Below are 20269 nucleotides of genomic sequence, written 5' to 3' on the forward strand. Positions count from 1 at the left end.
ACCCATAAAATTTAAAAAATGAGTTTATTTCGAATTTTTGGTCGCAAAGACAACAATGAAAATGACCCATACTGGGCGTTTAATGAAAAAGATCATTTTAAACCAAAACTTAATAAAGGTGATTACTATAAGCTAAGTGGTTTTGATTTTGGGTGGTTTGTTCTTGAACCGTTATCAAATTTTGTACAAGATAAAGAACATGAAATTGAGCGTGGCAAATCATTATCATACGGGCAAAAAGCACTTTACTATTGGTGGTATTTAGACGCACAGGTTACAAATGGTGGCTTTGTACAATTCTACTACAACGGTTATGGTGATTATATGCCAACCATTATAAAAGGTTTAGAATATATTGGTGATGTTGACATGGCTGAATTGGTTCGAAAAGCAGACAACATTTATCAAAAAAACAAGAAACTAATGAACAAGGCGCAACAAAGCGATTTGTTTGGTAGTGACCTCTATGAGAGGTTAGATGAGCTTTCTTTACTTGATGATAAATATTATGAAATGAACACTAATACCATGTCATTAATCGAAGATTACATTCGTAAGCACCCCAATGAAATCTGTATAGACGAAGACGGTTTATCATTCGATTTAAACTTTTCTGGCACCTACAAAACGTATTATGAAGATCAAAAGTTAAAAGAAGAATTTAGTATTCAAAAAGGTCATATTCACGGAGCATACAAAATCTACTTCCAAAATGGAAACCTTAAGGAATTTATAGCATATAAAGAAGGTAAGAAAACAGGCATTTACCAAGAGTATTATGAAAATGGAATCTTAAAATATGAAGTAACTAAAGGTGATACAGAAAACAAATTAATTCATAAATGGTTTTATGAAAACGGTATTCCTAAAAAACTAGAGGAAAGAAATGCCGATACTGACAAAAAATTTGGCGTGTTTAAAGAATGGTACGACAATGGTCAATTAAAGGAAGAAGGTAATTTTGCCAATAATACCACAAGAATTGGCAAATGGTTTTTATTTTGGAAAGATGGCAGCAAGAAACTAGAAGGTGAGGCCAAGAACGAAAAAGTATATTTAATTAATTATTGGAATGAAAATGGCGAACAAACCCTAATAAATGGTACAGGTATTCATTATACAGAATGGATTTCGCGCTCTAGTACAAGCATATATGAAACAGCATATAAAAACTATTTAAGAGATGGAGTTTCTAAAAGTGTAACAAACGATAAGGTTACGCTATATCAAGAATTTAAAGACGGAAAGCAACATGGGTATACACGATCCTATTATAATAATGGCAATTTAAAAGAAGAAAAGTACTTTGAATTTGGCAACTTGATTTCGAACGATGAGTTACCAATGTTTAAAAATCCTAAAGTAAAAACGACCATCGTTTGCAAAATGGAAGATGAATGGCTTATAAATAGAGAACTAGAAACTGCAGACTCCTACCCCATTATCTTGAACAAAACAGAACTAGAAGATAGCTTTAAAGCTTTGGTTTCTGTTTTTGATGGCTACACGCAAGATTACGAATTAAGTTACAACTACTTTGTTTCAATTGATGAAAATGGAAAACCGATCAAATTAAATTTTTTAATGGCAGACAATGGTTTTCTAAAAGATGAAGTAGAATCTAACATTAATAAAATGAAGTTTAAGCCTGCTTTAAAAGATGGTATAGCGGTAAATTCATATATAATCATTCACTTTAAACTACGGCTCAGCTCATAATGCACTGCTAACTAAGATTAAAAAAATGAAAAAGAAATATGAAGTCATTCCGTTTATATCTGTTGGAAATATAAATTTTGGAATATCTAAAGAAAACGTTGAAGAAAATATAGGAAAACCAAACAAGATAATAGATAACCCAATCATGGGAGAAGTAAGTGTTTATTATCCTGATTTTATTTTAATTTTTATTCGAAAGAGACTTGTAGATGTCAGATTTACTGATGAATTAAATATGGATAACTTATCGATTATTGTAAAAGAAGTGGATATATTAGAAACTAAAAATCTAATAAATATCTTATCTGAAATGCCTAGAGCCAAACCTTCTAAGGAAATAAAGGGATATATCAATTTTTATAATTTAGGATTAAATTTAGCAGGTTTTGGTAGAAAAAAAATGAAGAACAAAAGGGAAATTAGATTCTTCTCTAAGGGTCGAAAAAATATTATGAGTCATATTTGTTAGCATAGTTTTATGCTATAATCTTATAATACATGAGGTAATAGAACCTTAATAAACTTTAATACTTAATAAATTCTTTGGTTCAATAAATAAGTCCGTAAAAAGCTTATGCCCAAATGCTATTTAACTATAGATTTAAATACCTTTGTATTCATAGAAATCTTACTGATTAGTATAATTACTTCATTAAAAGTTCTCCGCTTTTAGTACATGAAGTGAAAATAGTTATTGCTATTAGTCTCGTTTTCTAATACCGATTAAATCATAAACGCAATGTTTAGACATCAAGGCAAAAGCAGAAAATTAAAGCACAATCTGCAAATTGCCACTATTTTATCTTTTGTAGCAGGCATTGTAAATGTAACGGGATTTTTGGCTTACAACCAGCTAACTACCAATGTTACTGGGCATTTCGCACTTTTCATGAACGATGTTGCTAATTTAGAATTCTGGAAAGGCACGATTTATTTTCTCTATATATTTTCTTTTCTTTTTGGATCTTTCTTCTCGAGTTTTCTGATCGAAAAATTTAGAAAGAATAAAAAATTAAATGTTTTTGTACTACCAACTATAATTGAATGTCTAATTCTAATAGCCATACCGCTTTATAGCGATGCTTTTGAAATCACTTATCCAGATATAATTATCTGCGCGCTTCTCTTTGCTATGGGGCTTCAAAATTCTTTCGTCACCAGAATTTCAAATGCAGTGGTAAGAACAACGCACTTAACGGGGCTATTTACAGATTTAGGAATTGAGTTATCGCAATTATTTTTTCCAGAAAGGCATCCAAATAGAGAAAAATTAAAATCTAATATTAAACTCCGTCTTTACATTATTTGCTTCTTTTTTCTCGGTGGAATAATCGGCGGATTTCTGTACCTGCAACTCAACTTAAAATTGAATGCACTCATTGTTGGTGCACTAATTTTATTGGGCAGTTTATTTTATGATGATTTTAGATATCAATTTATACGTACCAGAAGAAAATATACGCAACGTTGAGTTTTAATTACCCTTTTGAAACATTCAGTTATATTTTATAAAAAAGGATTGCGTAATTTTAAAAGTATTCTATAATCCTTTGAATATTAAAAAAGCTTAAACTAAAAACCATAAACCATGAAATATCTACTCTCTACATTCCTTTTCGCTGCACTATTAGTTTCTTGTAATTCATCAGATAAATCTAAATCAACATCTGCAGAAAGCACAGATGTAGACACAAGAACAGAAGCCGTTGCGAAAATTGAAAAGCAATTAAAAACCATAGAAACAGATGAAGACCTTATTGCTACGGCATTAATGGCAGCACCTGCAGAAAGTAGAGCTACTAGTAAAGTAATTGGTTATAATATGGCTGGTGAGTTTGTAACTTTAAAAGAAGGTGATAGCGAATATATTGTACTTGCAGATGACTCAAAGAAAGATGGTTTCAACGCTGCTTGTTACCATAAAGACCTAGACCCTTTTATGGCAAGAGGTAGAGCATTACGTGCCGAAGGCAAATCTGCAGATGAAATTTTCGCAATTAGAGAAGCTGAAGTAAAATCTGGTAAAATTAAAATTACTCCCGGTTCTACATTACACATTTACTACGGTCCCAATGCTGCTTATGATGTAGAAACATCAAAAGTAGATGGCGCAAGGCTACGTTATGTAATATACACGCCATTTGCAACATCAGCATCAATTGGGTTACCAGAAACTCCGTCTGCACCCAATCACCCATGGATTATGAATCCTGGTACGCACAGAGCACATATTATGATTTCTCCGTTAGAAAATGAAGTAGAGTAATAACAAAGCGAGTCAAAAAGCGTTAACCATATATGGTAAAACGACTACTTAAATACCTTGGCTGGTTTATTGTAGCCATAATTTTAGGGTTTCTACATATGCGCATAGTTTTAGGTGCACCACCAGAATCTGACGATGACAAATTCTCGTTTGCAAGTATGGTATATGAATGGGCTTTAGTACAAGTTGGCGCAATCGTTGGCTGTGTAATTGCACTTATATTCATTTTATTCGACGTATTTTATTTGAACAACAAACTTCAAGGTAATAGCAAAGCAACGCTGTTTCGTTTTGTTATTATTTCTATAATCGCAGCTATTGTTGGCGTCACGCATTATATTTTAGAAAACGTAATCGATGTTATATAGGTTTTACTTGACCTACATATTTAATCATCACCTATTAAAATGAGAAGCATTCTATTTCTATTTATTTCACTTATTTCATTAAATTTTGCTAAAACAGAAGACCTTGTATCAGCGCAGTACCCAGATAAATTAATGTACGAAGGCAATGTCTATGACTTGCATACCAACCCGTTAGAGCGCTATTTTGAGAAACACCAAGATAAAAAACCCGAACAAGTTTCATCTGCATTATGGCGCGGTTATGTTGCTTATTTCGAAATTATAGAAAATCAGCTTCTTGTGACCGACATAACTACACCCGTTTACGAAGAAAACGGAGAAACGAAATGGGTTTCTATTTACACTAATATTTTTCCCAATAATGAAAAAGTAATTATTGATTGGTATTCGGGTATTTTAACCCTTCCCTATGGCGAAATTGTAAACTATGTAAACCAGGGTTATGCTTCAACATACAGTAATTATAATCTTCTAGAAATTAAAAATGGATGTTTTACTGAAGCCAGAAATTTAAATCACAATCAATTTATAATGTTCAAAAAGAACCAGTTTTTAGCTTTTGAAAAAACAGAAACCTACAAAGAACTGTTTAATAGATTAAAAAATAATAGCACGCAAAAAGATCCGGTTGCCACTAAGTCTTACATCTCAGATTTTATTTTAGAATATACTTCGCAGTTTTTAGTGGAATAATCGTGTTGCTTTTCTTTAAAAATGCAGCTAATAGAAATCGTTCAATTAAATTTGCGGTATTATGCTTAGCATTATAGCGCTATATTTAATTTTATGAATACACTTGACATTAGAACAGTAGATGTTGTTCAATATTTACAGCCCTTACGCGAAGGTGGCTCTATGCCTGCCATTGTAAAAGCCGACGACGATTTTCTCTATGTATTGAAGTTTAGAGGCTCTGGGCAAGGTAAAAAATCACTCATCTCAGAGTTTATTGGTGGCGAATTGGCGCGTGCCATCGGTTTAAAAGTACCTGAGTTGGTATTTATGAATTTAGAAGATTCTTTTAGGCAGACCGAGCCAGACGAAGAAATTCAAGATTTATTGAAGTTTAGCGTAGGGCTTAACCTTGGTTTACACTTTCTATCTGGTGCCATTACATTTGATCCGTTAATTTCAACGGCAGATGCTATGACAGCTTCAAAGGTTGTGGTATTAGATAGTTTAATTAGCAATATAGATCGTACCGCTAAAAATGCAAATCTATTATACTGGCATAATGAATTATGGGTGATAGATAACGGAGCAAGTTTCTATTTTCATCATAATTGGGAGACTTGGGAGAGTCACCTTACCAGAACATTTCCGTTTATAAAAGACCATGTGCTTATACACCAAGCCACTGCCCTACCTGAAGCTGCAGCAGAAATTCAAAAATTAATCACGTTAGAAAAAATAACAGAAATTGTAACTAAAATACCAGAAGATTGGTTGACAAGTGAGTCGGATGTTTTAAATGCAGATGAAAAAAGAGCTGCCTATATTAAATTTATAACCACTAAGCTATCTATGATCGATGTTTTAGTTAAAGAAGCAAAAGATGCAAGATAGACATACCTTCAAATTTGCTATAGTTAGGATTGTACCCAAGGTAGAACGAGAAGAGTTCTTTAATGTTGGTGTGATTCTGTTCTGTAAACGGACAAAATTTTTAGATATTAAATATCATATTAATGAGGATAAATTAAAAGCATTTTCTCCGGAAATTGAATATGAAATACTGAATGATTATTTAAAAGCCTGGAAATTAATTTGTGAAGGAAAGGAAGCTGGCGGACCAATAGGAATGTTAGATTTACCTGATCGATTTGGGTGGTTAACTGCATGCAGAAGCACCGTGATACAAAGTTCCACTACCCGATCCGGACTCAGTACCGAACCAGAAAAAGAGTTAGAAGACATATTTAATAAGTACGTATTGTAAAGTTGAATACTTTTTACTACTCTTATATTAATTATATTCTAGAAATAATAATATTTAATTAAGTCAAAGGCTTGCCTTTTTTTTTTAAAATCAATAATATGCAATCATCAGAACTAAAAAGAATAATTCAAGGCATTCCAAAAACAGAACTTCACTTACACTTAGAAGGGAGTTTTGAACCAGAATTAATGTTCGAGATTGCAAAAAGAAACAATATTACATTACCATACGATTCTATCGAATCGGTTAAAGAAGCATACAAATTCAACAACCTTCAAGAATTTTTAGATATCTATTATGCTGGCGCGCAGGTACTATTACACGAGCAAGATTTCTTTGACTTGACTTGGGCGTATTTAACCAAAGTACACAGTGAAAATGTAAAGCATGTAGAGGTGTTTTTTGACCCGCAGACACATACCGAAAGAGGTGTTGCTTTTGATGTGGTGATAAAAGGAATTCACCGCGCTCTAGAAAAGGGAAAAAATGAGTTAAATATATCTTACAAACTCATCATGAGCTATTTGCGTCATATGAGTGAAGAAGATGCTTTTAAAACCTTAGAAGAATCATTACCGTTCAAAGACATTATCGATGGCGTTGGTTTAGATTCATCAGAAATGGGAAACCCGCCAAGTAAATTTGAAAAAGTATTTAAAGCGTCTGGTGAACATGGCTACAAGCTTGTTGCGCATGCAGGTGAAGAAGGTCCGGCAGAATATATATGGGAAGCTTTAGATATTTTAAACGTAGAACGCATAGATCATGGCAATCGCTGCCTAACAGACGAAGCTTTGGTTAAAAGATTGGTAGATGATAAAATCGCCCTAACCCTCTGCCCTACCAGTAATGTTGCCTTAAAAGTAATTCAGAAGATGGATGAGCATCCTGTTGCTAAAATGCTTGATAAAGGAATTGTGGCTACTATACACTCAGACGACCCTGCCTATTTTGGCGGATACATGAACGAGAACTACTACCAAACTGCGAAAGCGCTTAATTTAAGTTTAGCACAAATTGAGCAACTAGCAATAAATGGTTTTGAAGCAAGTTGGTTGAGTGCCACATCCAAAGAAAAATATATAAAAGAAGTGAAAGATTACTTTAAATCGCTTTAATCTGCGAGGGGTATAAATATTTCAAAAACAGCACCATTACCAAGAGAGCTTTCTACAGTAATATGCCCGTTATGCGTAGTAACAATACGTTTTACAATGGCGAGTCCGATTCCCGTGCCTTGATATTCTTCGTCGCTGTGTAAGCGCTGAAAAATCTCAAAGACTTTACTTTCGTACTTCTGATCAAAACCAATACCATTATCGGTTACCATAATATGAGAATATCGCTTGTCGTCATGTAATTGTAAAAGAGGATAATCTGCACCCTGTACAATTTTACCTGATACTTTAATTACAGGTTTATCTTCTTTTTTGGTAAACTTAATAGCATTAGTAAATAGATTGAATAACAACTGCTTAAACTGTATGGGTCGAACAGTAATTTCGCAATCACTCGGTATTTTAAGCAATGTTTTATGCTCTTTTAACTCTTCACTTAAAACATCTTTAACATCTAAAACCAACTTTTTTAAAGACACCGTTGTTAAGCTATTATCTATAGTTTCAGTAGCGCCATAGGTCAATAAATCTTGAATAAGATTACGCATACGAGCAGCAGACAAATCTATTCGTTCTAATTTATGTTTACCCGAAGTAGATAAATTATTAAACTCATTATCACTGACCTGAGAAATAAACATTTGTATTTTACGCAAGGGCTCTTGCAAATCGTGACTACAAATATGATTGAACGATGCCAAATCGTTTATCATCAACTCTAACTTTATAGTCTTGATTTCTAATTGATTGGTTCGTTGAAAAACTTTCTTCTCTAATTTTTTAGAGAATTTCTTCAACTTTTTATGTGCCCTTTCAAGCTCTAATTTATTCTTTCTAAGCTCCAATAAATTAATGACCTGCTCAGACAAAATATTCAATGATTCTTTTTGGCTCTCGGTTAATTTTCTAGGCTTATTATCAATAACACATAAGGTACCTAAAGGCAAACCACTTGCATTTTTTAACGGAATTCCAGCATAAAAAACAATATTAGGGTCACCGGTTACTAACGGGTTATCATGAAAACGATCATCTTCACGAGCATCTTCGGTGGTGAAAATAGGGTCATTACCCGTAATGGCATGTGCACAAAAAGCATCTTCAATCGGTGTTTCAGAAACTCCTAGTCCGTAGTGAGATTTAAACCACTGCCTTTTATCATCTAGCAGCGTAATTAATGAAATTGGAGTCTGACAAATTTCTGCCGCAAGTTTGGTAAGGTTATCATAATCTTTTTCAGGCAATGTGTCTAAAATGGAATATGAATTAAGAAGCGCAAGGCGTTCTTTTTCCCTATCATGAATTTTGGCTTTTGTCATAGTCTATCTAAGAGAAGTTGTTTTAACAACAGCAAATATAAGGCGCATGTTACTTTTGATATGCTAAATATAATATAATAGCGGTAAAAAATAAACCTATTAAAATACAGACTTGGAGAATGAATGAGGATTTACAAAAATGAGATTAAAATATATAGTTGTGATTCACTCCGTGCAACCCTCAACCTCCGCACCTGACAATAAAGCTCAAATCTGCTCTCGCAGATTTATGAACTTTTTCTTTTTCCGTCCTTACAAAAGCTTGCTTTGGACATAAGAAGTTGCGAACAAGGGATTCACTCCGTGCATCCCTCAACCTACGCACCTGACAATAAAGCTCAAATCTGCTCTCGCAGATTTATGAACTTTTTCTTTTTCCGTCCTTACAAAAGCAAGCTTTTGAAGTCCGTAAAAAGAAAAAAGCTCAATATCAAAAAGATATTGAGCTTTGCTCTAAGCGGAGAAAGAGGGATTCGAACCCCCGGAGGTGTGACCCTCAACAGTTTTCAAGACTGCCGCATTCGACCACTCTGCCATTTCTCCTGAGTGCCTCATCAGGTATTCCCTGAATGCGGGTGCAAATATATAAAGGTTTTCTTATCTATTAAAGCCTTTTCTTAATTATTTTTCAACTCATTTTTTTCTGAACTTTTCAAAGCAAATGAAAAGGTTGAAATTCAGTTATTTATTACCTTGCCGCAATGGTAAATTCGCTAGTAAGCATATTGATTCCTTTTAAGAATGTTGAAGATTATTTTGAAGATTGTCTGAAATCCATCCAAAATCAAACCTATAAAAATTGGGAAGTCATTGCCGTAAATGATAATTCTAGCGACAACAGTCTATTAATTGCAAATAAATTTGCTGCTGAAGATAATCGATTTAAAATATTCTCTAATGATGAATCGGGCATTATAACTGCTCTCAGAAAAGCGTACATAAATAGTTCTGGTAATTTTATCTCTCGAATGGATGCCGATGACCACATGACCAAAGACCGTATTAAAATAATGGTCGATTCTTTGGTAAAAGAAGGTATAGGAACTCTTGCCGTTGGAAAGGTGAAGTATTTTTCTAAAGCGGGAGTAAACGATGGCTATGATCGCTACGAGAAGTGGCTCAACAAACTGACTGCTACCGGAGAAAATTTTAAAGAGATATATAAAGAGTGCGTAATACCATCGCCCTGCTGGATGGTTCATAAAGAAGACTTTGACAACTGCGGAGCGTTTATGCCAGACCGATATCCTGAAGATTATGACCTTGCTTTTCGTTTCTATGAATACGGATTGAAATGTATACCCTGCTCCACTACCCTGCACTATTGGCGAGATTACGACAACAGAACATCGCGTACCAGCGAGCACTATGCACAGAATTACTTTTTAGATATAAAACTGCATTACTTTTTAAAATTAGAAATCAAACCAACAAACAACTTAGTGGTTTGGGGTGCTGGTAAAAAAGGAAAAACTATTGCCAACTCGCTCGTAGAAAAGAATATTAACTTTCATTGGGTTTGTGATAATGAAAAGAAAATAGGCAAAGATATTTATGGTGTGCGACTTGAACACTATACAGCACTTCAAAATATAAAAAATACTAAGTGTATGATTACTGTTGCCAATGAGGAAGACCAAATGAGCATTACTTCTTTTTTTAAAGAATTGAATTTAAAACCTGCTGTAGATTATTTCTTCTTTTGCTAAGTAATATTCATAAAAATAATAGTTGCATTCTCACAAGCTTCTAATTTCAAAATAATTATCTTTGGCATAAGCAAAATCAGGAATGCAATTTAAATATCCAGAACTTCTTTGGGGTCTTTTACTACTACTCATTCCGATTATTATTCATCTTTTTCAATTACGTCGATTTAAGAAAACGCCCTTTACCAACGTAAAGTTCTTAAAACAAGTAGTTTCTGAATCTAGAAAAAGTAGCACCTTAAAAAAGTGGTTATTACTTTTTACTAGAATGGGCTTATTAGCGGCTTTAGTACTAGCATTTGCACAGCCATTTATTGCCAATGACGCTGCACTTCAAGAAAAAGAAACCGTTTTCTACTTAGACGATTCTTTTAGTATGAACGGGCAAATTGAAAATGGCAATCTCTTTAAAAACACGATACAAGATTTTATAAAATACATACCTAACGACCAACGCTTTACTTTATTCACCAACAAACAGGTATTTAAAGATGTTGAAGTAAAAGATATTCAAAACGAATTGTTGAATCTTACCGTAGCTGCCGATCAGTTGGGTGTTACCGAAATTATTTTAAAAGGAAATACCTATTTCAGCGATAATGCCGCATCTCAAAAAAACCTAGTGATTATTTCAGATTTTCAGCAACGTATGGGAGACCTTGGCGAGATTGATTCAACAAGAAATATCAATATTCAGTACATAAAACCGTCTAACGCACCAATTACGAATACATCTATTGATTCTGTATTTATTGCCGAACGGACTAATGATAACATTGAATTGGTTGCGCTACTATCTACCAATGCTAATGATGAAACTATACCAGTTTCTTTATTCAACGATAACAAACTTATCGCTAAAACATCTGCTAAATTTGATACTAGTAATACGGCTGAAGTCCGGTTTACTGTCAACGCCAACGATATTATTTTAGGCAAGGTAAGTATCACAGATACCGGCTTGGATTATGACAACCGATTCTTCTTTAACATTGATAAGAAATCGAAAATTAAGGTATTGGCAATCGGTGATTCGTCAGCAGATTTCTTAAGACGCATCTATACCGAAAATGATTTTGATTTTGTGGTAAGCACATTAAATCAATTGAATTACAGCACTATAGAGAATCAAGATTTGGTTATACTTAACCAGATTCAAAAAATACCAAGCGCTCTTAATACGGCTCTGAAGTCTTTAAGTAATAATGGCGGCAGTTTTGTTTTGATTCCCTCAGTTGATGGCGATATAGCTTCTTATAACGAATTAGCATCCGCATATTTCAATAGTAAATTCTTAAACGGAGTATCACAAGAGATTGCAATTTCCGAAGTAAAGACAGCACATCCTTTGTTTATAAATGTGTTTGATAAAAAGGTTAGCGATTTTCAATTTCCCACTGTAAAAGAATATTTCAAAATTAATTCTAAAGCACCGACAGCACTTTCTTTTCAAAATAAAGAGCCGTTTTTAATAGGGAATAAAAATGGGTATTTCTTTACTGCAGCAATTAGTAGCGATAATTCAAATTTCAAAAATTCACCTTTAATAGTACCTGCATTCTACAATATGGGTATGAACAGTTTAAAGCTACCGCCACTGTATGCAACTATTGGCACTGACGTTGAAATAGAATTACCAATTACCCTACAGCAAGACGATATTATTAAAATCGCCAACGAAACCAATGAGTTTATACCGCAACAACGCGTATTGCCAAAAAAAGTACAGGTCAATTTTATAGAGAATCCGAAAGAAGCCGGCATCTATAAAATTATGCACAATGACAAAACCATTAGAAGCATCAGTTTTAATAACAACAGAGAAGAGAGTGTATTAATTTACACTCCTTTACCAGAAAATAACAGCGATACATCACTATCGAATTTCTTTTTAGAAAGTCAAAAAAACAATGCCATAAACGAGTTTTGGAAATGGTTTGCTATTTTAGCATTAGCATTTGTTTTAATAGAAACGGCACTTCAAAGATTCTTAAAATAAACTAGTAACGAACCAGCCATAACCCTATGAATATACTTTTAAAATCTGTTACGATAGTAAATGGGAACACAAAGAGTCTTCATTTAAAGAAGCGGGATATTCTTATTAAAAACGGAGTTATAGATGCTATTGAAACTACTATTGAACCTAGTGGCAAAACAAAGGTTGTCGATATTAAAAATTTACATGTTTCTTTAGGATGGTTTGATAGCGGCGTTAGTTTTGGCGAGCCTGGGTATGAAGAGAGAGAAACTATTGAAAACGGATTGTTAACGGCTGCCAAAAGCGGATTTACAGATGTCATCTTAAATACCAGCAGCTACCCAACACCAGATTCAGCTTCTAATATTGTGTATTTAAAAAATGCAGCCAAACATCAATTAACAGGTTTACACCCTTTAGGCAACCTAACTGTTAAAGGTGATGGCGAAGTACTCGCAGAGCTTTATGATATGAAAAATGCAGGTGCATTAGGCTTTTATGACTACAAGCACCCAATGGCAAATGCCAACCTTTTAAAAATTGCGTTGCAGTATGCTCAGAATTTCGACGGACTCGTATTTTCTTTTCCGTTGGATAAAAGCATATCTGGCAAAGGCATCGTTAATGAAGGTATTACCAGTACCAAATTAGGACTAAAAGGGATACCTGCCCTAGCAGAAGAATTACAGATTGCAAGAGATTTATTTATCTTAGAATATACAGGCGGAAAATTATTTATCCCAACCATTTCTACGGCAAGTTCTGTAAAACTGATAGCCGATGCCAAGAAAAAGGGATTGCAAGTATTCTGCAGCGTAGCAGCACACAACCTTGTTATTACCGATAGTGCGCTAGAAGATTTCGACACACAATATAAAGTAATGCCACCACTGAGAACGGCAGCAGATATAAAGGCACTTCAAAAAGGAGTAAAAAACGGAACTATAGATTTTGTAACATCTGATCACACACCATTGAATGTTGAACTGAAGCATGTGGAGTTTGATAATGCTGCTTTTGGCACCATAGGTCTAGAAAGCATCTTCGGTATGTTGAACGAACTTTTAGGTGCTGAAGACACTATTGAACTGCTTACAAAAGGAAGATCAGTTTTCGGAATGAAAGAGCCAGAATTAAAAGTTGGACAACCAGCAAACCTTTCTCTTTTTACTGCAGATGACGCTTACGAATTTTCAGAAGATCAGATCCTTAGCTCCAGTAAAAACTCCATCGCAATCGGCAAACCAATGAAAGGAAAAGTAGTTGGATCTATTGCAAATAACCAATTAGTATTAAATAAGTAACATGGAGAAAGCTCCCGAATTACCCGGAAAAACAACTGCCATTGTGGCCTACCTTACAATTGTAGGAGCACTAATTGCGATCAGTATGAATTCAGAACCAAAACACAAATTTGCTCGTTTTCACACAAGACAAGCTTTCGGACTTCATATTATCTTTCTGGCTTTTGCCATATTAAATGCGCAATGGGGTAATGAGTATGGCTTTTACGGTCTTTACATATTCTATATTGTTCTATGGTTTTATGCCTTTTTAGGCCTATTGGCAAACAAAGAACAAGAAGTTCCCGTATTGGGACCTTACTTTCAAAAATGGTTCACTTTTATAAATTAATATAATGACAACAGCTCCCCTTTCTTTAGAACACATTATTAAGCCTTCTAGCCTAACCGATAAAAAACCACCAGTACTTTTTATGCTGCATGGTTACGGTAGTAATGAAGAAGATTTATTTTCTTTCGCACCAGAATTGCCAGAAGAACTATGTATAATAGCCGTTCGTGCTCCTTATATATTACAGCCTTATGGTTATGCTTGGTACGCCATTAATTTTGATGATGAAAAAGGAAAATGGAGCGATGATAATCAAGCCATTGAATCTCGCGACAAAATCAAGAATTTCATTGATGAAGCCTGTTCTACTTATGGGCTAGATGAAAATAATGTAAACCTTTTAGGCTTTAGTCAAGGTACCATTCTTAGTTATGCAGTAGCCTTATCATATCCTGAAAAAGTAAAAAATATTATCGCTTTAAGCGGATATATTAATGAAGATGTATTAATTGATTCTTATAAGGATAATAACTTCGATAACCTTAATTTCTATTGCTCTCATGGCGATATGGATCAAGTGATACCGGTAGATTGGGCTAGAAAAGCACCAGAATTATTAACAACATTGGGTATTAAGCATGTATATGAAGAGTTTCCTGCAGGGCATGGTGTTGCACCGCAGAATTTCTACTCACTTAAAAAATGGATTTCAGATAAAATCTAGTTGCTTTGGGTATATAATAAGTGATCAATTAAGGTGAAATCTACACCTAGGTCATCTTTTAATTCATACTTGATCAATAGCTCACCCCAATATTTACCATCAGAGAAATCGGTAAGTATCCATTTATGGTTTAGAACTTTTATTTTATTGATTTTGAAATCGTTCTGCATTCCTTCATAAGGCACTAAAGGGTTATCACCTTTTTGAGCATTGGTTTCCAATAATTTATCGGCAACATAGGCTGCAGGATCGCTCATATTTAAATGCTCGAAATAAGCAAGTGCATCGTCGTTGTTCTCTAAAGAGAAATACTGCATATCAAGCACCTTCAAAGAAGATTTCTGAAGCGAGTCTTTCAAATTTTCAACCTTACTTTCTAGCCTTGTTATTGTTTCAGCATTAGCTTTAGTCATATTACCACTGCTAACCACTAGGTATAAACAGATTAAGGATACAAATAGAAATAAATAAAGGTATATTTTGCTCTTCATAGTTATATAGTAATTGTTAAATTATCGTATGCCAAATGTACATTTTTCGGCAGCATTTTCTCGACTTCTTCGTGAAAACCAAGCAAGTGGCTAATATGTGTTAAGTATGCTTTATCTGGGTTTACTTCTTTTATAAAAGCGAGTGCCTCTTCTAAATTAAAATGAGAAATATGAGGCTCTAATCTCAATGCATTAACCACAACAACTTTAGAACCTTTAATTTTCTCTATCTCTTTGGGTTCAATCGATTTTACATCAGTGAGATAAGTAAAATCCCCTAACCTAAAGCCGAAGACCTGAAGTTCGTTATGCAAGACATTAATTGGTGTAACCTCGCTATCACCGATTTTAAAGGGCTCATTATTCTTAACTAGATTGATATCTACTGTTGGTGCACCTGGGTATTTGTTTTTTTCTTGAAATATATACGCAAAACGGGTTTTTAAAGACTCCACTACCCTTTTATGGGCATAAATAGGAATATTACCTTGTCTAAAGAAAAAAGGACGGATATCATCTAAACCAGCAGTATGATCAGAATGTTCATGAGTGTATATGATACCATCAAGATGTCTAACATTATGGGTAAGCATTTGCTGACGAAAATCTGGACCACAATCAATAACATAGTTATAATCATTCCAAGAAAGTAAAACTGACACCCGCAATCTTTTATCCTTTGGGTTATCACTCAAACAAACCGGATGCGTACTACCAATAATTGGAATACCTTGAGAAGTTCCCGTTCCTAAAAATGTTACACGTAATTTGTTCATCATGTGCTACAAATTTAATTCCTTTTTAATAAAATCGGTAGTTCTAAATTATAAGATAGCTGTATTTAAAAGGGAATAAAAACAATAACCGAAACTTATACCTTTTTTTTGGTGCTATTGCCCTTTGTCACAACCATTCTTTATAACTTTGTGAAAAGCTAAACAGGTAAAAAATGGCATCGGTATTAAAAAGAGATAGTGTTTTTGAAAATATTCCCTCAATAAAAGCAAAAACCCTACGTATAAATCTGAATCCGGATATATACGGAACCTTCGCGGAAATTGGCGCCGGACAAGAAACCGCACGTCATTTCTTTAGATCTGGTGGTGCCTCGGGTACTATTGCAAAAGCAATGAGTGCTTATGATAAAGATTTTAGTGATGCTATTTATGGTATCGAGACAGATGGGCGATATGTAACCCAAGCGAGACTAAAAACCATGCTGGATTATGAAATGCAATTGATGGAAGAGCGTATTAGTCGCGAAAACCACCCAGAAAGATTGTTCTTTTCATATGCAAATACAGTAGCGACGATTGATTTCTCTAAACGCTACAAAGGTCACGGATGGATCGGTATTCGTTACCAATTAGACCCGAATCAAAAAGAATATGATGAAATTATTCTTCATATTCGTTTTAAGCAAAACGAAGCACGATTACAACAAGAAACTTTAGGTATTCTTGGGGTTAACTTAATCTACGGTGCATTTTACAAGTACCATAAGCCAAAGAAAATGTTGAAATATCTATATGACCATATAGATAAGGATACCTTAGAAATTGATATGATCAACTTCTCTGGACCAAATTTCAAAGAAGTAGATAACCGTTTAATGAGTTTACAACTTATTAAAAATGACATGACAGATGCCGTAATGTTCGGTCCTGATGGTAATAACCTATTGCCAGCTGCGGTACTTTACAAAAAGAATATTTTAGCGTTACGTGGTAGCTTTAGACCTGTAACCAAAGTGAATTTAGATATGTTTGAAAAGTCTTATGACATTTTCATTCGTGATAAAGGTGTTGACCAAAACAATACCATCGTAATTTTTGAGATAACACTTTCTAACTTAAAAGCATCGGGTGAAATCGATGAACAAGATTTTATGGATAGGGCAGAATTGCTTTGTTCTCTTGGTCATTCGGTAATGATTTCTAAATTTCAAGAATATTACAAATTAGTAGAGTACTTTAATAATTATACTAAAAACAGAATTGGTCTGACCATGGGTGTAAACAACCTGGTAGACATATTCGACGAAAAATATTACCGTCATTTAAGTGGTGGTATACTAGAAGCATTCGGTAAATTATTCTTTAAAGATTTACAGGTATACCTATACCCAATGAAAAACCCAGATACTGGGCAGATCATGACAAGTAATAATGTTAAGGTTCACCCACGTATGAAAGAATTGTACAAGTTCTTTAAATACAATGGCAAGGTTATGGACATCATAGATTACGAACCAGAAGTAATGCATATTTTCTCTAGAGATGTTCTTAAGAAATTAATGAACAATGACGAAGGCTGGGAAAAAATGCTGCCGGAAGGAATTGCTGAAATCATTAAAAAAAGACAGCTATTTACTAGAAAAACAGATGATCAAGAAACCGAATAAGTAGTTGGTTCTTAAAATAGCAATAACAAAAAAACGCCCATTTGAAATGGGCATTTTTTTTGTAAAATACTAAATATCAATCCAATAGCTGAGCTGCGTGATCTTTAGTCTTCACCTTATCGATTACTTTAGTAACAATACCATCACCATCTACAACAAAGGTTTTTCTATGAATACCATCGTACTCACGCCCCATAAATTTCTTTAATCCCCATACACCAAAAGCATTAATAACAGTTTTATCTTCATCTGCCAATAATGGAAATGGAAATTCATATTTCTCTTTAAATTTTGCCTGTCTTTTTTCAGAATCTGCACTAACTCCTAAAAGTTCATACCCCTCAGATTGCAATTCTTTATAATTATCCCTTAAATTACATGCTTCAGCCGTGCAACCAGGTGTACTTGCTTTTGGATAGAAAAAAACAACCAGCTTTTTACCAGCATAATCTTCTAATTTAATAGTATTGCCATCTTGATCTTTAGCAGAAAACGAAGGAACTTTATCACCAACTTTTAACGTATTCATAAATGAAGTTTTATAAATTTGTGTTTAAATATTTTCAATCAAAATTAAACAATTAATGACGAAAGCCGAAAAAATAGCATTTACAATTTCTACGCTTCAAGAGCTTTATCCAGAAATTCCTGTGCCTTTAGATCATAAAGATCCGTATACCTTATTGATTGCAGTTTTGATGTCAGCACAAAGTACCGATGTGAGAGTAAATAAAATTACTCCCCTCCTATTTGCTAAAGCTGACAACCCTTACGATATGATAAAATTAAGCGTAGAAGAAATACGTGAAATTATAAAGCCAGTTGGTTTATCACCGATGAAAGCAAAAGGTATTCATGGATTATCTCATATATTAATTGATAAACATAATGGTCAGGTTCCAAAAGAACTTGAATATTTAGAAGAATTACCAGCCGTTGGTCATAAAACGGCAAGTGTTGTAATATCGCAAGCTTTCGGTATACCTGCTTTTCCTGTAGATACTCATATTCATAGATTGTTATATCGCTGGGGATTTACCAACGGAAAAAATGTGGTACAGACAGAAAAGGATGCAAAACGACTATTCCCAGAAGAGATTTGGAACGATCTTCATTTACAAATAATCTGGTATGGTCGTGAATATTCACCAGCAAGAGGTTGGGATATGGAGAAAGATATAATTACGAAGACAATTGGTAGAAAAACAGTACTTAACGAGTACTATAAAAATAAAAAAGCCCGCTAATTGCGGGCTTTTTTATTAATTCAAAAATGTTTCGAATTCTAAATCTTCGTGTTCAAATTCAAATAAAGCTTGTGAATAGCTTAATAAGAAGTTGATTGTCTTCGGACAAACTTTGTTAAATCCGGTCTGTTCTTGGTAATTAGAGTAAATTTTTTCCATACTTCCTACGTTGTTACAATAAAATAACGCCGCAAATTTGGAAATATTGTTTATTCTAATTTCTACACCATCCTAGTTGGTAAGAACTATATTGTTTTTTTCAATGATTTTTCTAAGGTTGATTAAAGCATAACGCATTCTACCAAGAGCAGTATTAATGCTAACCCCAGTGTTTTCAGAGATTTCTTTGAAACTCATATCTTTATAGATACGCATTAAAAGAACTTCTTTTTGATCATCTGGTAACTCTTCAACTAATTGTCTTAGGTCAGAATCTATTTGATTTTTTATTAATTGTTTTTCAGCATTTAACTTATCGTCTCCAATTACAGAGAAAATATTGAAGTCATCGCTACCTTCAAACATTGGCATTCTTTTGTTTCTTCTAAAGTGATCGATAATAAGGTTATGAGAAATTCTCATTACCCAAGGTAAAAATTTACCCTCTTCACTATACTTACCTCTTTTTAAAGTTTTAATAACCTTAATAAAAGTATCTTGAAAAATGTCTTCAGTGATATCCCTATCTAAAACCTTAGAATAGATAAAACTAGTAATACGTTGATTGTGTCTGTTAATTAAAATTTCAAGGGCACCTTCGTTACCGCTGATATAATCTTTAACTAATTCTGAGTCTTCAATTTGTAGTTTCATACGAGTTACTTTCTTTAATTGGTTAAGCGTGGGAAATCTTTTAGTTAATTGGTTTGTTTCTTATTTCTGATATAAAACTAGAGAAAAGGGTCGCTGTAGGAAAAAGTATGTTGTCAAAACACGTATTTATGATGTGAAACATCGAAAAAGTATATTTCTACACAATAAATACAATTTCAGATAGTTCGGCAGAGAAATGTAGGAAAGGTAAAAATGACCTAAAAGCCCTTTATTATTAGCCCGACATTACTATACCTATATATAAGGTAGTATAGAAAACCTAGTTCTCTTACAAGTAATAAGTAGGTTACAAGCAGTAAATAGCAGAACTAAACCCATTTAAAACCAAAAAACCCCTTAGGCAATGCCTAAGGGGTTTATATATATTTGTAGGATTATTCTAGTTCAAATTACTCTCAAACTGCAATCCGTCTACTTCAGTAATATTTAAAGACTTCGAATAAGAAAGCAAAAACTGAATTGTTTCTGGCTTAGCTTTTACCAATTTGGTCTTATTCTGGTCTTTCGTGTATAATTTTTCCATGTTACGTGTTGTTTAGGTTCATCTAAAGAACGACACATGTATGAAGATAGTA

The 20269-nt window shown here is 33.8% G+C and carries 23 protein-coding genes and 1 tRNA gene; 16 read left to right on the forward strand and 8 right to left on the reverse strand.

Going from position 1 to position 20269, the window contains the following annotated elements:
* Positions 1 to 18 precede the first annotated feature (18 nt).
* The 9 genes from ACJJVT_RS08170 (at position 19) to ACJJVT_RS08210 (ending at position 7410) form a co-directional block, all read left to right on the forward strand.
* Positions 19 to 1719: a DUF4375 domain-containing protein gene (locus tag ACJJVT_RS08170; RefSeq protein ID WP_405397837.1), complete on the forward strand. Its 1701-nt coding sequence runs from the start codon at positions 19 to 21 to the stop codon at positions 1717 to 1719.
* 25 nt (positions 1720 to 1744) lie between these two features.
* Entirely contained in the window at positions 1745 to 2188 is a 444-nt protein-coding gene (locus tag ACJJVT_RS08175) for a hypothetical protein (RefSeq protein ID WP_405397838.1), read from the forward strand.
* Positions 2189 to 2458: 270 nt separating this feature from the next.
* Positions 2459 to 3190: a YoaK family protein gene (locus tag ACJJVT_RS08180; protein WP_405397840.1), complete on the forward strand. Its 732-nt coding sequence runs from the start codon at positions 2459 to 2461 to the stop codon at positions 3188 to 3190.
* Between the two features lie 117 nt (positions 3191 to 3307).
* Complete coding sequence (locus tag ACJJVT_RS08185) at positions 3308 to 3985, forward strand: hypothetical protein (RefSeq protein ID WP_405397842.1); 678 nt, start codon at positions 3308 to 3310, stop codon at positions 3983 to 3985.
* A 98-nt stretch (positions 3986 to 4083) separates the two neighbouring features.
* Positions 4084 to 4353 (forward strand): hypothetical protein, encoded by a 270-nt coding sequence (locus tag ACJJVT_RS08190; RefSeq protein WP_405397843.1) that lies wholly within the window; start codon positions 4084 to 4086, stop codon positions 4351 to 4353.
* A 39-nt stretch (positions 4354 to 4392) separates the two neighbouring features.
* The gene (locus tag ACJJVT_RS08195) at positions 4393 to 5046 is read left to right on the forward strand and encodes a hypothetical protein (RefSeq protein ID WP_405397844.1); all 654 of its coding nucleotides are present in this window, start codon (positions 4393 to 4395) and stop codon (positions 5044 to 5046) included.
* Positions 5047 to 5139: 93 nt separating this feature from the next.
* Positions 5140 to 5919 (forward strand): HipA family kinase, encoded by a 780-nt coding sequence (locus tag ACJJVT_RS08200; protein WP_405397846.1) that lies wholly within the window; start codon positions 5140 to 5142, stop codon positions 5917 to 5919.
* Complete coding sequence (locus ACJJVT_RS08205; RefSeq protein ID WP_405397848.1) at positions 5909 to 6292, forward strand: DUF3037 domain-containing protein; 384 nt, start codon at positions 5909 to 5911, stop codon at positions 6290 to 6292. Before ACJJVT_RS08200 ends, ACJJVT_RS08205 begins: the two co-directional genes overlap by 11 nt.
* 98 nt (positions 6293 to 6390) lie before the next feature.
* The gene (locus ACJJVT_RS08210) at positions 6391 to 7410 is read left to right on the forward strand and encodes an adenosine deaminase (RefSeq protein ID WP_405397850.1); all 1020 of its coding nucleotides are present in this window, start codon (positions 6391 to 6393) and stop codon (positions 7408 to 7410) included.
* Here the strand turns inward: ACJJVT_RS08210 and ACJJVT_RS08215 are convergent.
* Complete coding sequence (locus ACJJVT_RS08215) at positions 7407 to 8729, reverse strand: ATP-binding protein (RefSeq protein WP_405397852.1); 1323 nt, start codon at positions 8727 to 8729, stop codon at positions 7407 to 7409. The genes ACJJVT_RS08210 and ACJJVT_RS08215 overlap by 4 nt on opposite strands.
* Before the next feature lie 458 nt (positions 8730 to 9187).
* Positions 9188 to 9272 (reverse strand) — tRNA-Ser (locus ACJJVT_RS08220).
* 158 nt (positions 9273 to 9430) lie between these two features.
* On the opposite strand from ACJJVT_RS08220, the gene ACJJVT_RS08225 reads away from it, so the two are divergent.
* From ACJJVT_RS08225 to ACJJVT_RS08245, 5 genes are all read left to right on the forward strand, one after another.
* The gene (locus tag ACJJVT_RS08225) at positions 9431 to 10438 is read left to right on the forward strand and encodes a glycosyltransferase family 2 protein (RefSeq protein WP_405397853.1); all 1008 of its coding nucleotides are present in this window, start codon (positions 9431 to 9433) and stop codon (positions 10436 to 10438) included.
* Between the two features lie 82 nt (positions 10439 to 10520).
* Positions 10521 to 12437: a BatA domain-containing protein gene (locus ACJJVT_RS08230; RefSeq protein ID WP_405397854.1), complete on the forward strand. Its 1917-nt coding sequence runs from the start codon at positions 10521 to 10523 to the stop codon at positions 12435 to 12437.
* Positions 12438 to 12463: 26 nt separating this feature from the next.
* The gene (locus ACJJVT_RS08235; protein WP_405397855.1) at positions 12464 to 13723 is read left to right on the forward strand and encodes a dihydroorotase; all 1260 of its coding nucleotides are present in this window, start codon (positions 12464 to 12466) and stop codon (positions 13721 to 13723) included.
* A gap of 1 nt (position 13724) precedes the next feature.
* Positions 13725 to 14054, forward strand: a complete 330-nt coding sequence (locus ACJJVT_RS08240) for a hypothetical protein (protein WP_405397856.1) — start codon at positions 13725 to 13727, stop codon at positions 14052 to 14054.
* A 4-nt stretch (positions 14055 to 14058) separates the two neighbouring features.
* Positions 14059 to 14718 carry an alpha/beta hydrolase gene (locus tag ACJJVT_RS08245; RefSeq protein WP_405397858.1) on the forward strand — a complete coding sequence of 220 codons (660 nt, stop codon included), beginning with the start codon at positions 14059 to 14061 and terminating at the stop codon, positions 14716 to 14718.
* Here the strand turns inward: ACJJVT_RS08245 and ACJJVT_RS08250 are convergent.
* Entirely contained in the window at positions 14715 to 15209 is a 495-nt protein-coding gene (locus ACJJVT_RS08250; RefSeq protein ID WP_405397860.1) for a hydrolase, read from the reverse strand. The two genes, ACJJVT_RS08245 and ACJJVT_RS08250, sit on opposite strands and share 4 nt — an antisense overlap.
* A 2-nt stretch (positions 15210 to 15211) precedes the next feature.
* On the reverse strand, positions 15212 to 15988 hold the full coding sequence (locus tag ACJJVT_RS08255) for an MBL fold metallo-hydrolase (protein ID WP_405397862.1): 777 nt from the start codon (positions 15986 to 15988) through the stop codon (positions 15212 to 15214).
* Positions 15989 to 16158: 170 nt separating this feature from the next.
* Here ACJJVT_RS08255 and ACJJVT_RS08260 point away from each other — a divergent pair, with 170 nt between their 5' ends.
* On the forward strand, positions 16159 to 17613 hold the full coding sequence (locus ACJJVT_RS08260) for a TonB-dependent receptor (protein WP_405397863.1): 1455 nt from the start codon (positions 16159 to 16161) through the stop codon (positions 17611 to 17613).
* Positions 17614 to 17689: 76 nt separating this feature from the next.
* On the opposite strand, the gene bcp is transcribed toward ACJJVT_RS08260, so the two are convergent.
* A complete protein-coding gene (bcp, locus tag ACJJVT_RS08265) occupies positions 17690 to 18142 on the reverse strand; it encodes a thioredoxin-dependent thiol peroxidase (RefSeq protein WP_405397864.1) in 453 nt (150 codons plus the stop codon).
* 55 nt (positions 18143 to 18197) lie between these two features.
* Between bcp and nth the strand changes: the two genes are divergently transcribed.
* Positions 18198 to 18860, forward strand: coding sequence for an endonuclease III domain-containing protein (gene nth / locus ACJJVT_RS08270; protein WP_405397866.1), 663 nt, complete (start codon positions 18198 to 18200; stop codon positions 18858 to 18860).
* 15 nt (positions 18861 to 18875) lie between these two features.
* Here the strand turns inward: nth and ACJJVT_RS08275 are convergent, their stop codons facing one another.
* The 3 genes from ACJJVT_RS08275 to ACJJVT_RS08285 form a co-directional block, all read right to left on the reverse strand.
* Positions 18876 to 19019 (reverse strand): hypothetical protein, encoded by a 144-nt coding sequence (locus ACJJVT_RS08275; RefSeq protein ID WP_282050287.1) that lies wholly within the window; start codon positions 19017 to 19019, stop codon positions 18876 to 18878.
* A 72-nt stretch (positions 19020 to 19091) separates the two neighbouring features.
* A complete protein-coding gene (locus ACJJVT_RS08280; protein WP_133673739.1) occupies positions 19092 to 19673 on the reverse strand; it encodes an RNA polymerase sigma factor in 582 nt (193 codons plus the stop codon).
* A 400-nt stretch (positions 19674 to 20073) separates the two neighbouring features.
* A complete protein-coding gene (locus tag ACJJVT_RS08285) occupies positions 20074 to 20217 on the reverse strand; it encodes a hypothetical protein (RefSeq protein WP_299324852.1) in 144 nt (47 codons plus the stop codon).
* Positions 20218 to 20269: the final 52 nt, after the last annotated feature.

Origin of the sequence: Maribacter sp. Asnod2-G09 (assembly GCF_045063795.1) — a bacterium.
Classification (GTDB): Bacteria; Bacteroidota; Bacteroidia; order Flavobacteriales; family Flavobacteriaceae; genus Maribacter.

What these genes read in the sequence shown, in the direction of transcription:
- ACJJVT_RS08225 (WP_405397853.1), top strand. Translation starts at nt 9,431, where the DNA reads ATGGTAAATTCGCTAGTAAGCATATTGATTCCTTTTAAGAATGTTGAA.
- ACJJVT_RS08190 (WP_405397843.1), top strand. Translation starts at nt 4,084, where the DNA reads ATGCGCATAGTTTTAGGTGCACCACCAGAATCTGACGATGACAAATTC.
- ACJJVT_RS08260 (WP_405397863.1), top strand. Translation starts at nt 16,159, where the DNA reads ATGGCATCGGTATTAAAAAGAGATAGTGTTTTTGAAAATATTCCCTCA.
- nth (WP_405397866.1), top strand. Translation starts at nt 18,198, where the DNA reads ATGACGAAAGCCGAAAAAATAGCATTTACAATTTCTACGCTTCAAGAG.
- ACJJVT_RS08250 (WP_405397860.1), bottom strand. Translation starts at nt 15,209, where the DNA reads ATGAAGAGCAAAATATACCTTTATTTATTTCTATTTGTATCCTTAATC.
- ACJJVT_RS08210 (WP_405397850.1), top strand. Translation starts at nt 6,391, where the DNA reads ATGCAATCATCAGAACTAAAAAGAATAATTCAAGGCATTCCAAAAACA.
- ACJJVT_RS08255 (WP_405397862.1), bottom strand. Translation starts at nt 15,988, where the DNA reads ATGATGAACAAATTACGTGTAACATTTTTAGGAACGGGAACTTCTCAA.
- ACJJVT_RS08170 (WP_405397837.1), top strand. Translation starts at nt 19, where the DNA reads ATGAGTTTATTTCGAATTTTTGGTCGCAAAGACAACAATGAAAATGAC.
- ACJJVT_RS08185 (WP_405397842.1), top strand. Translation starts at nt 3,308, where the DNA reads ATGAAATATCTACTCTCTACATTCCTTTTCGCTGCACTATTAGTTTCT.
- ACJJVT_RS08200 (WP_405397846.1), top strand. Translation starts at nt 5,140, where the DNA reads ATGAATACACTTGACATTAGAACAGTAGATGTTGTTCAATATTTACAG.
- ACJJVT_RS08195 (WP_405397844.1), top strand. Translation starts at nt 4,393, where the DNA reads ATGAGAAGCATTCTATTTCTATTTATTTCACTTATTTCATTAAATTTT.
- ACJJVT_RS08180 (WP_405397840.1), top strand. Translation starts at nt 2,459, where the DNA reads ATGTTTAGACATCAAGGCAAAAGCAGAAAATTAAAGCACAATCTGCAA.
- ACJJVT_RS08240 (WP_405397856.1), top strand. Translation starts at nt 13,725, where the DNA reads ATGGAGAAAGCTCCCGAATTACCCGGAAAAACAACTGCCATTGTGGCC.
- ACJJVT_RS08275 (WP_282050287.1), bottom strand. Translation starts at nt 19,019, where the DNA reads ATGGAAAAAATTTACTCTAATTACCAAGAACAGACCGGATTTAACAAA.
- bcp (WP_405397864.1), bottom strand. Translation starts at nt 18,142, where the DNA reads ATGAATACGTTAAAAGTTGGTGATAAAGTTCCTTCGTTTTCTGCTAAA.
- ACJJVT_RS08245 (WP_405397858.1), top strand. Translation starts at nt 14,059, where the DNA reads ATGACAACAGCTCCCCTTTCTTTAGAACACATTATTAAGCCTTCTAGC.
- ACJJVT_RS08205 (WP_405397848.1), top strand. Translation starts at nt 5,909, where the DNA reads ATGCAAGATAGACATACCTTCAAATTTGCTATAGTTAGGATTGTACCC.
- ACJJVT_RS08285 (WP_299324852.1), bottom strand. Translation starts at nt 20,217, where the DNA reads ATGGAAAAATTATACACGAAAGACCAGAATAAGACCAAATTGGTAAAA.
- ACJJVT_RS08235 (WP_405397855.1), top strand. Translation starts at nt 12,464, where the DNA reads ATGAATATACTTTTAAAATCTGTTACGATAGTAAATGGGAACACAAAG.
- ACJJVT_RS08175 (WP_405397838.1), top strand. Translation starts at nt 1,745, where the DNA reads ATGAAAAAGAAATATGAAGTCATTCCGTTTATATCTGTTGGAAATATA.
- ACJJVT_RS08215 (WP_405397852.1), bottom strand. Translation starts at nt 8,729, where the DNA reads ATGACAAAAGCCAAAATTCATGATAGGGAAAAAGAACGCCTTGCGCTT.
- ACJJVT_RS08230 (WP_405397854.1), top strand. Translation starts at nt 10,521, where the DNA reads ATGCAATTTAAATATCCAGAACTTCTTTGGGGTCTTTTACTACTACTC.
- ACJJVT_RS08280 (WP_133673739.1), bottom strand. Translation starts at nt 19,673, where the DNA reads ATGAAACTACAAATTGAAGACTCAGAATTAGTTAAAGATTATATCAGC.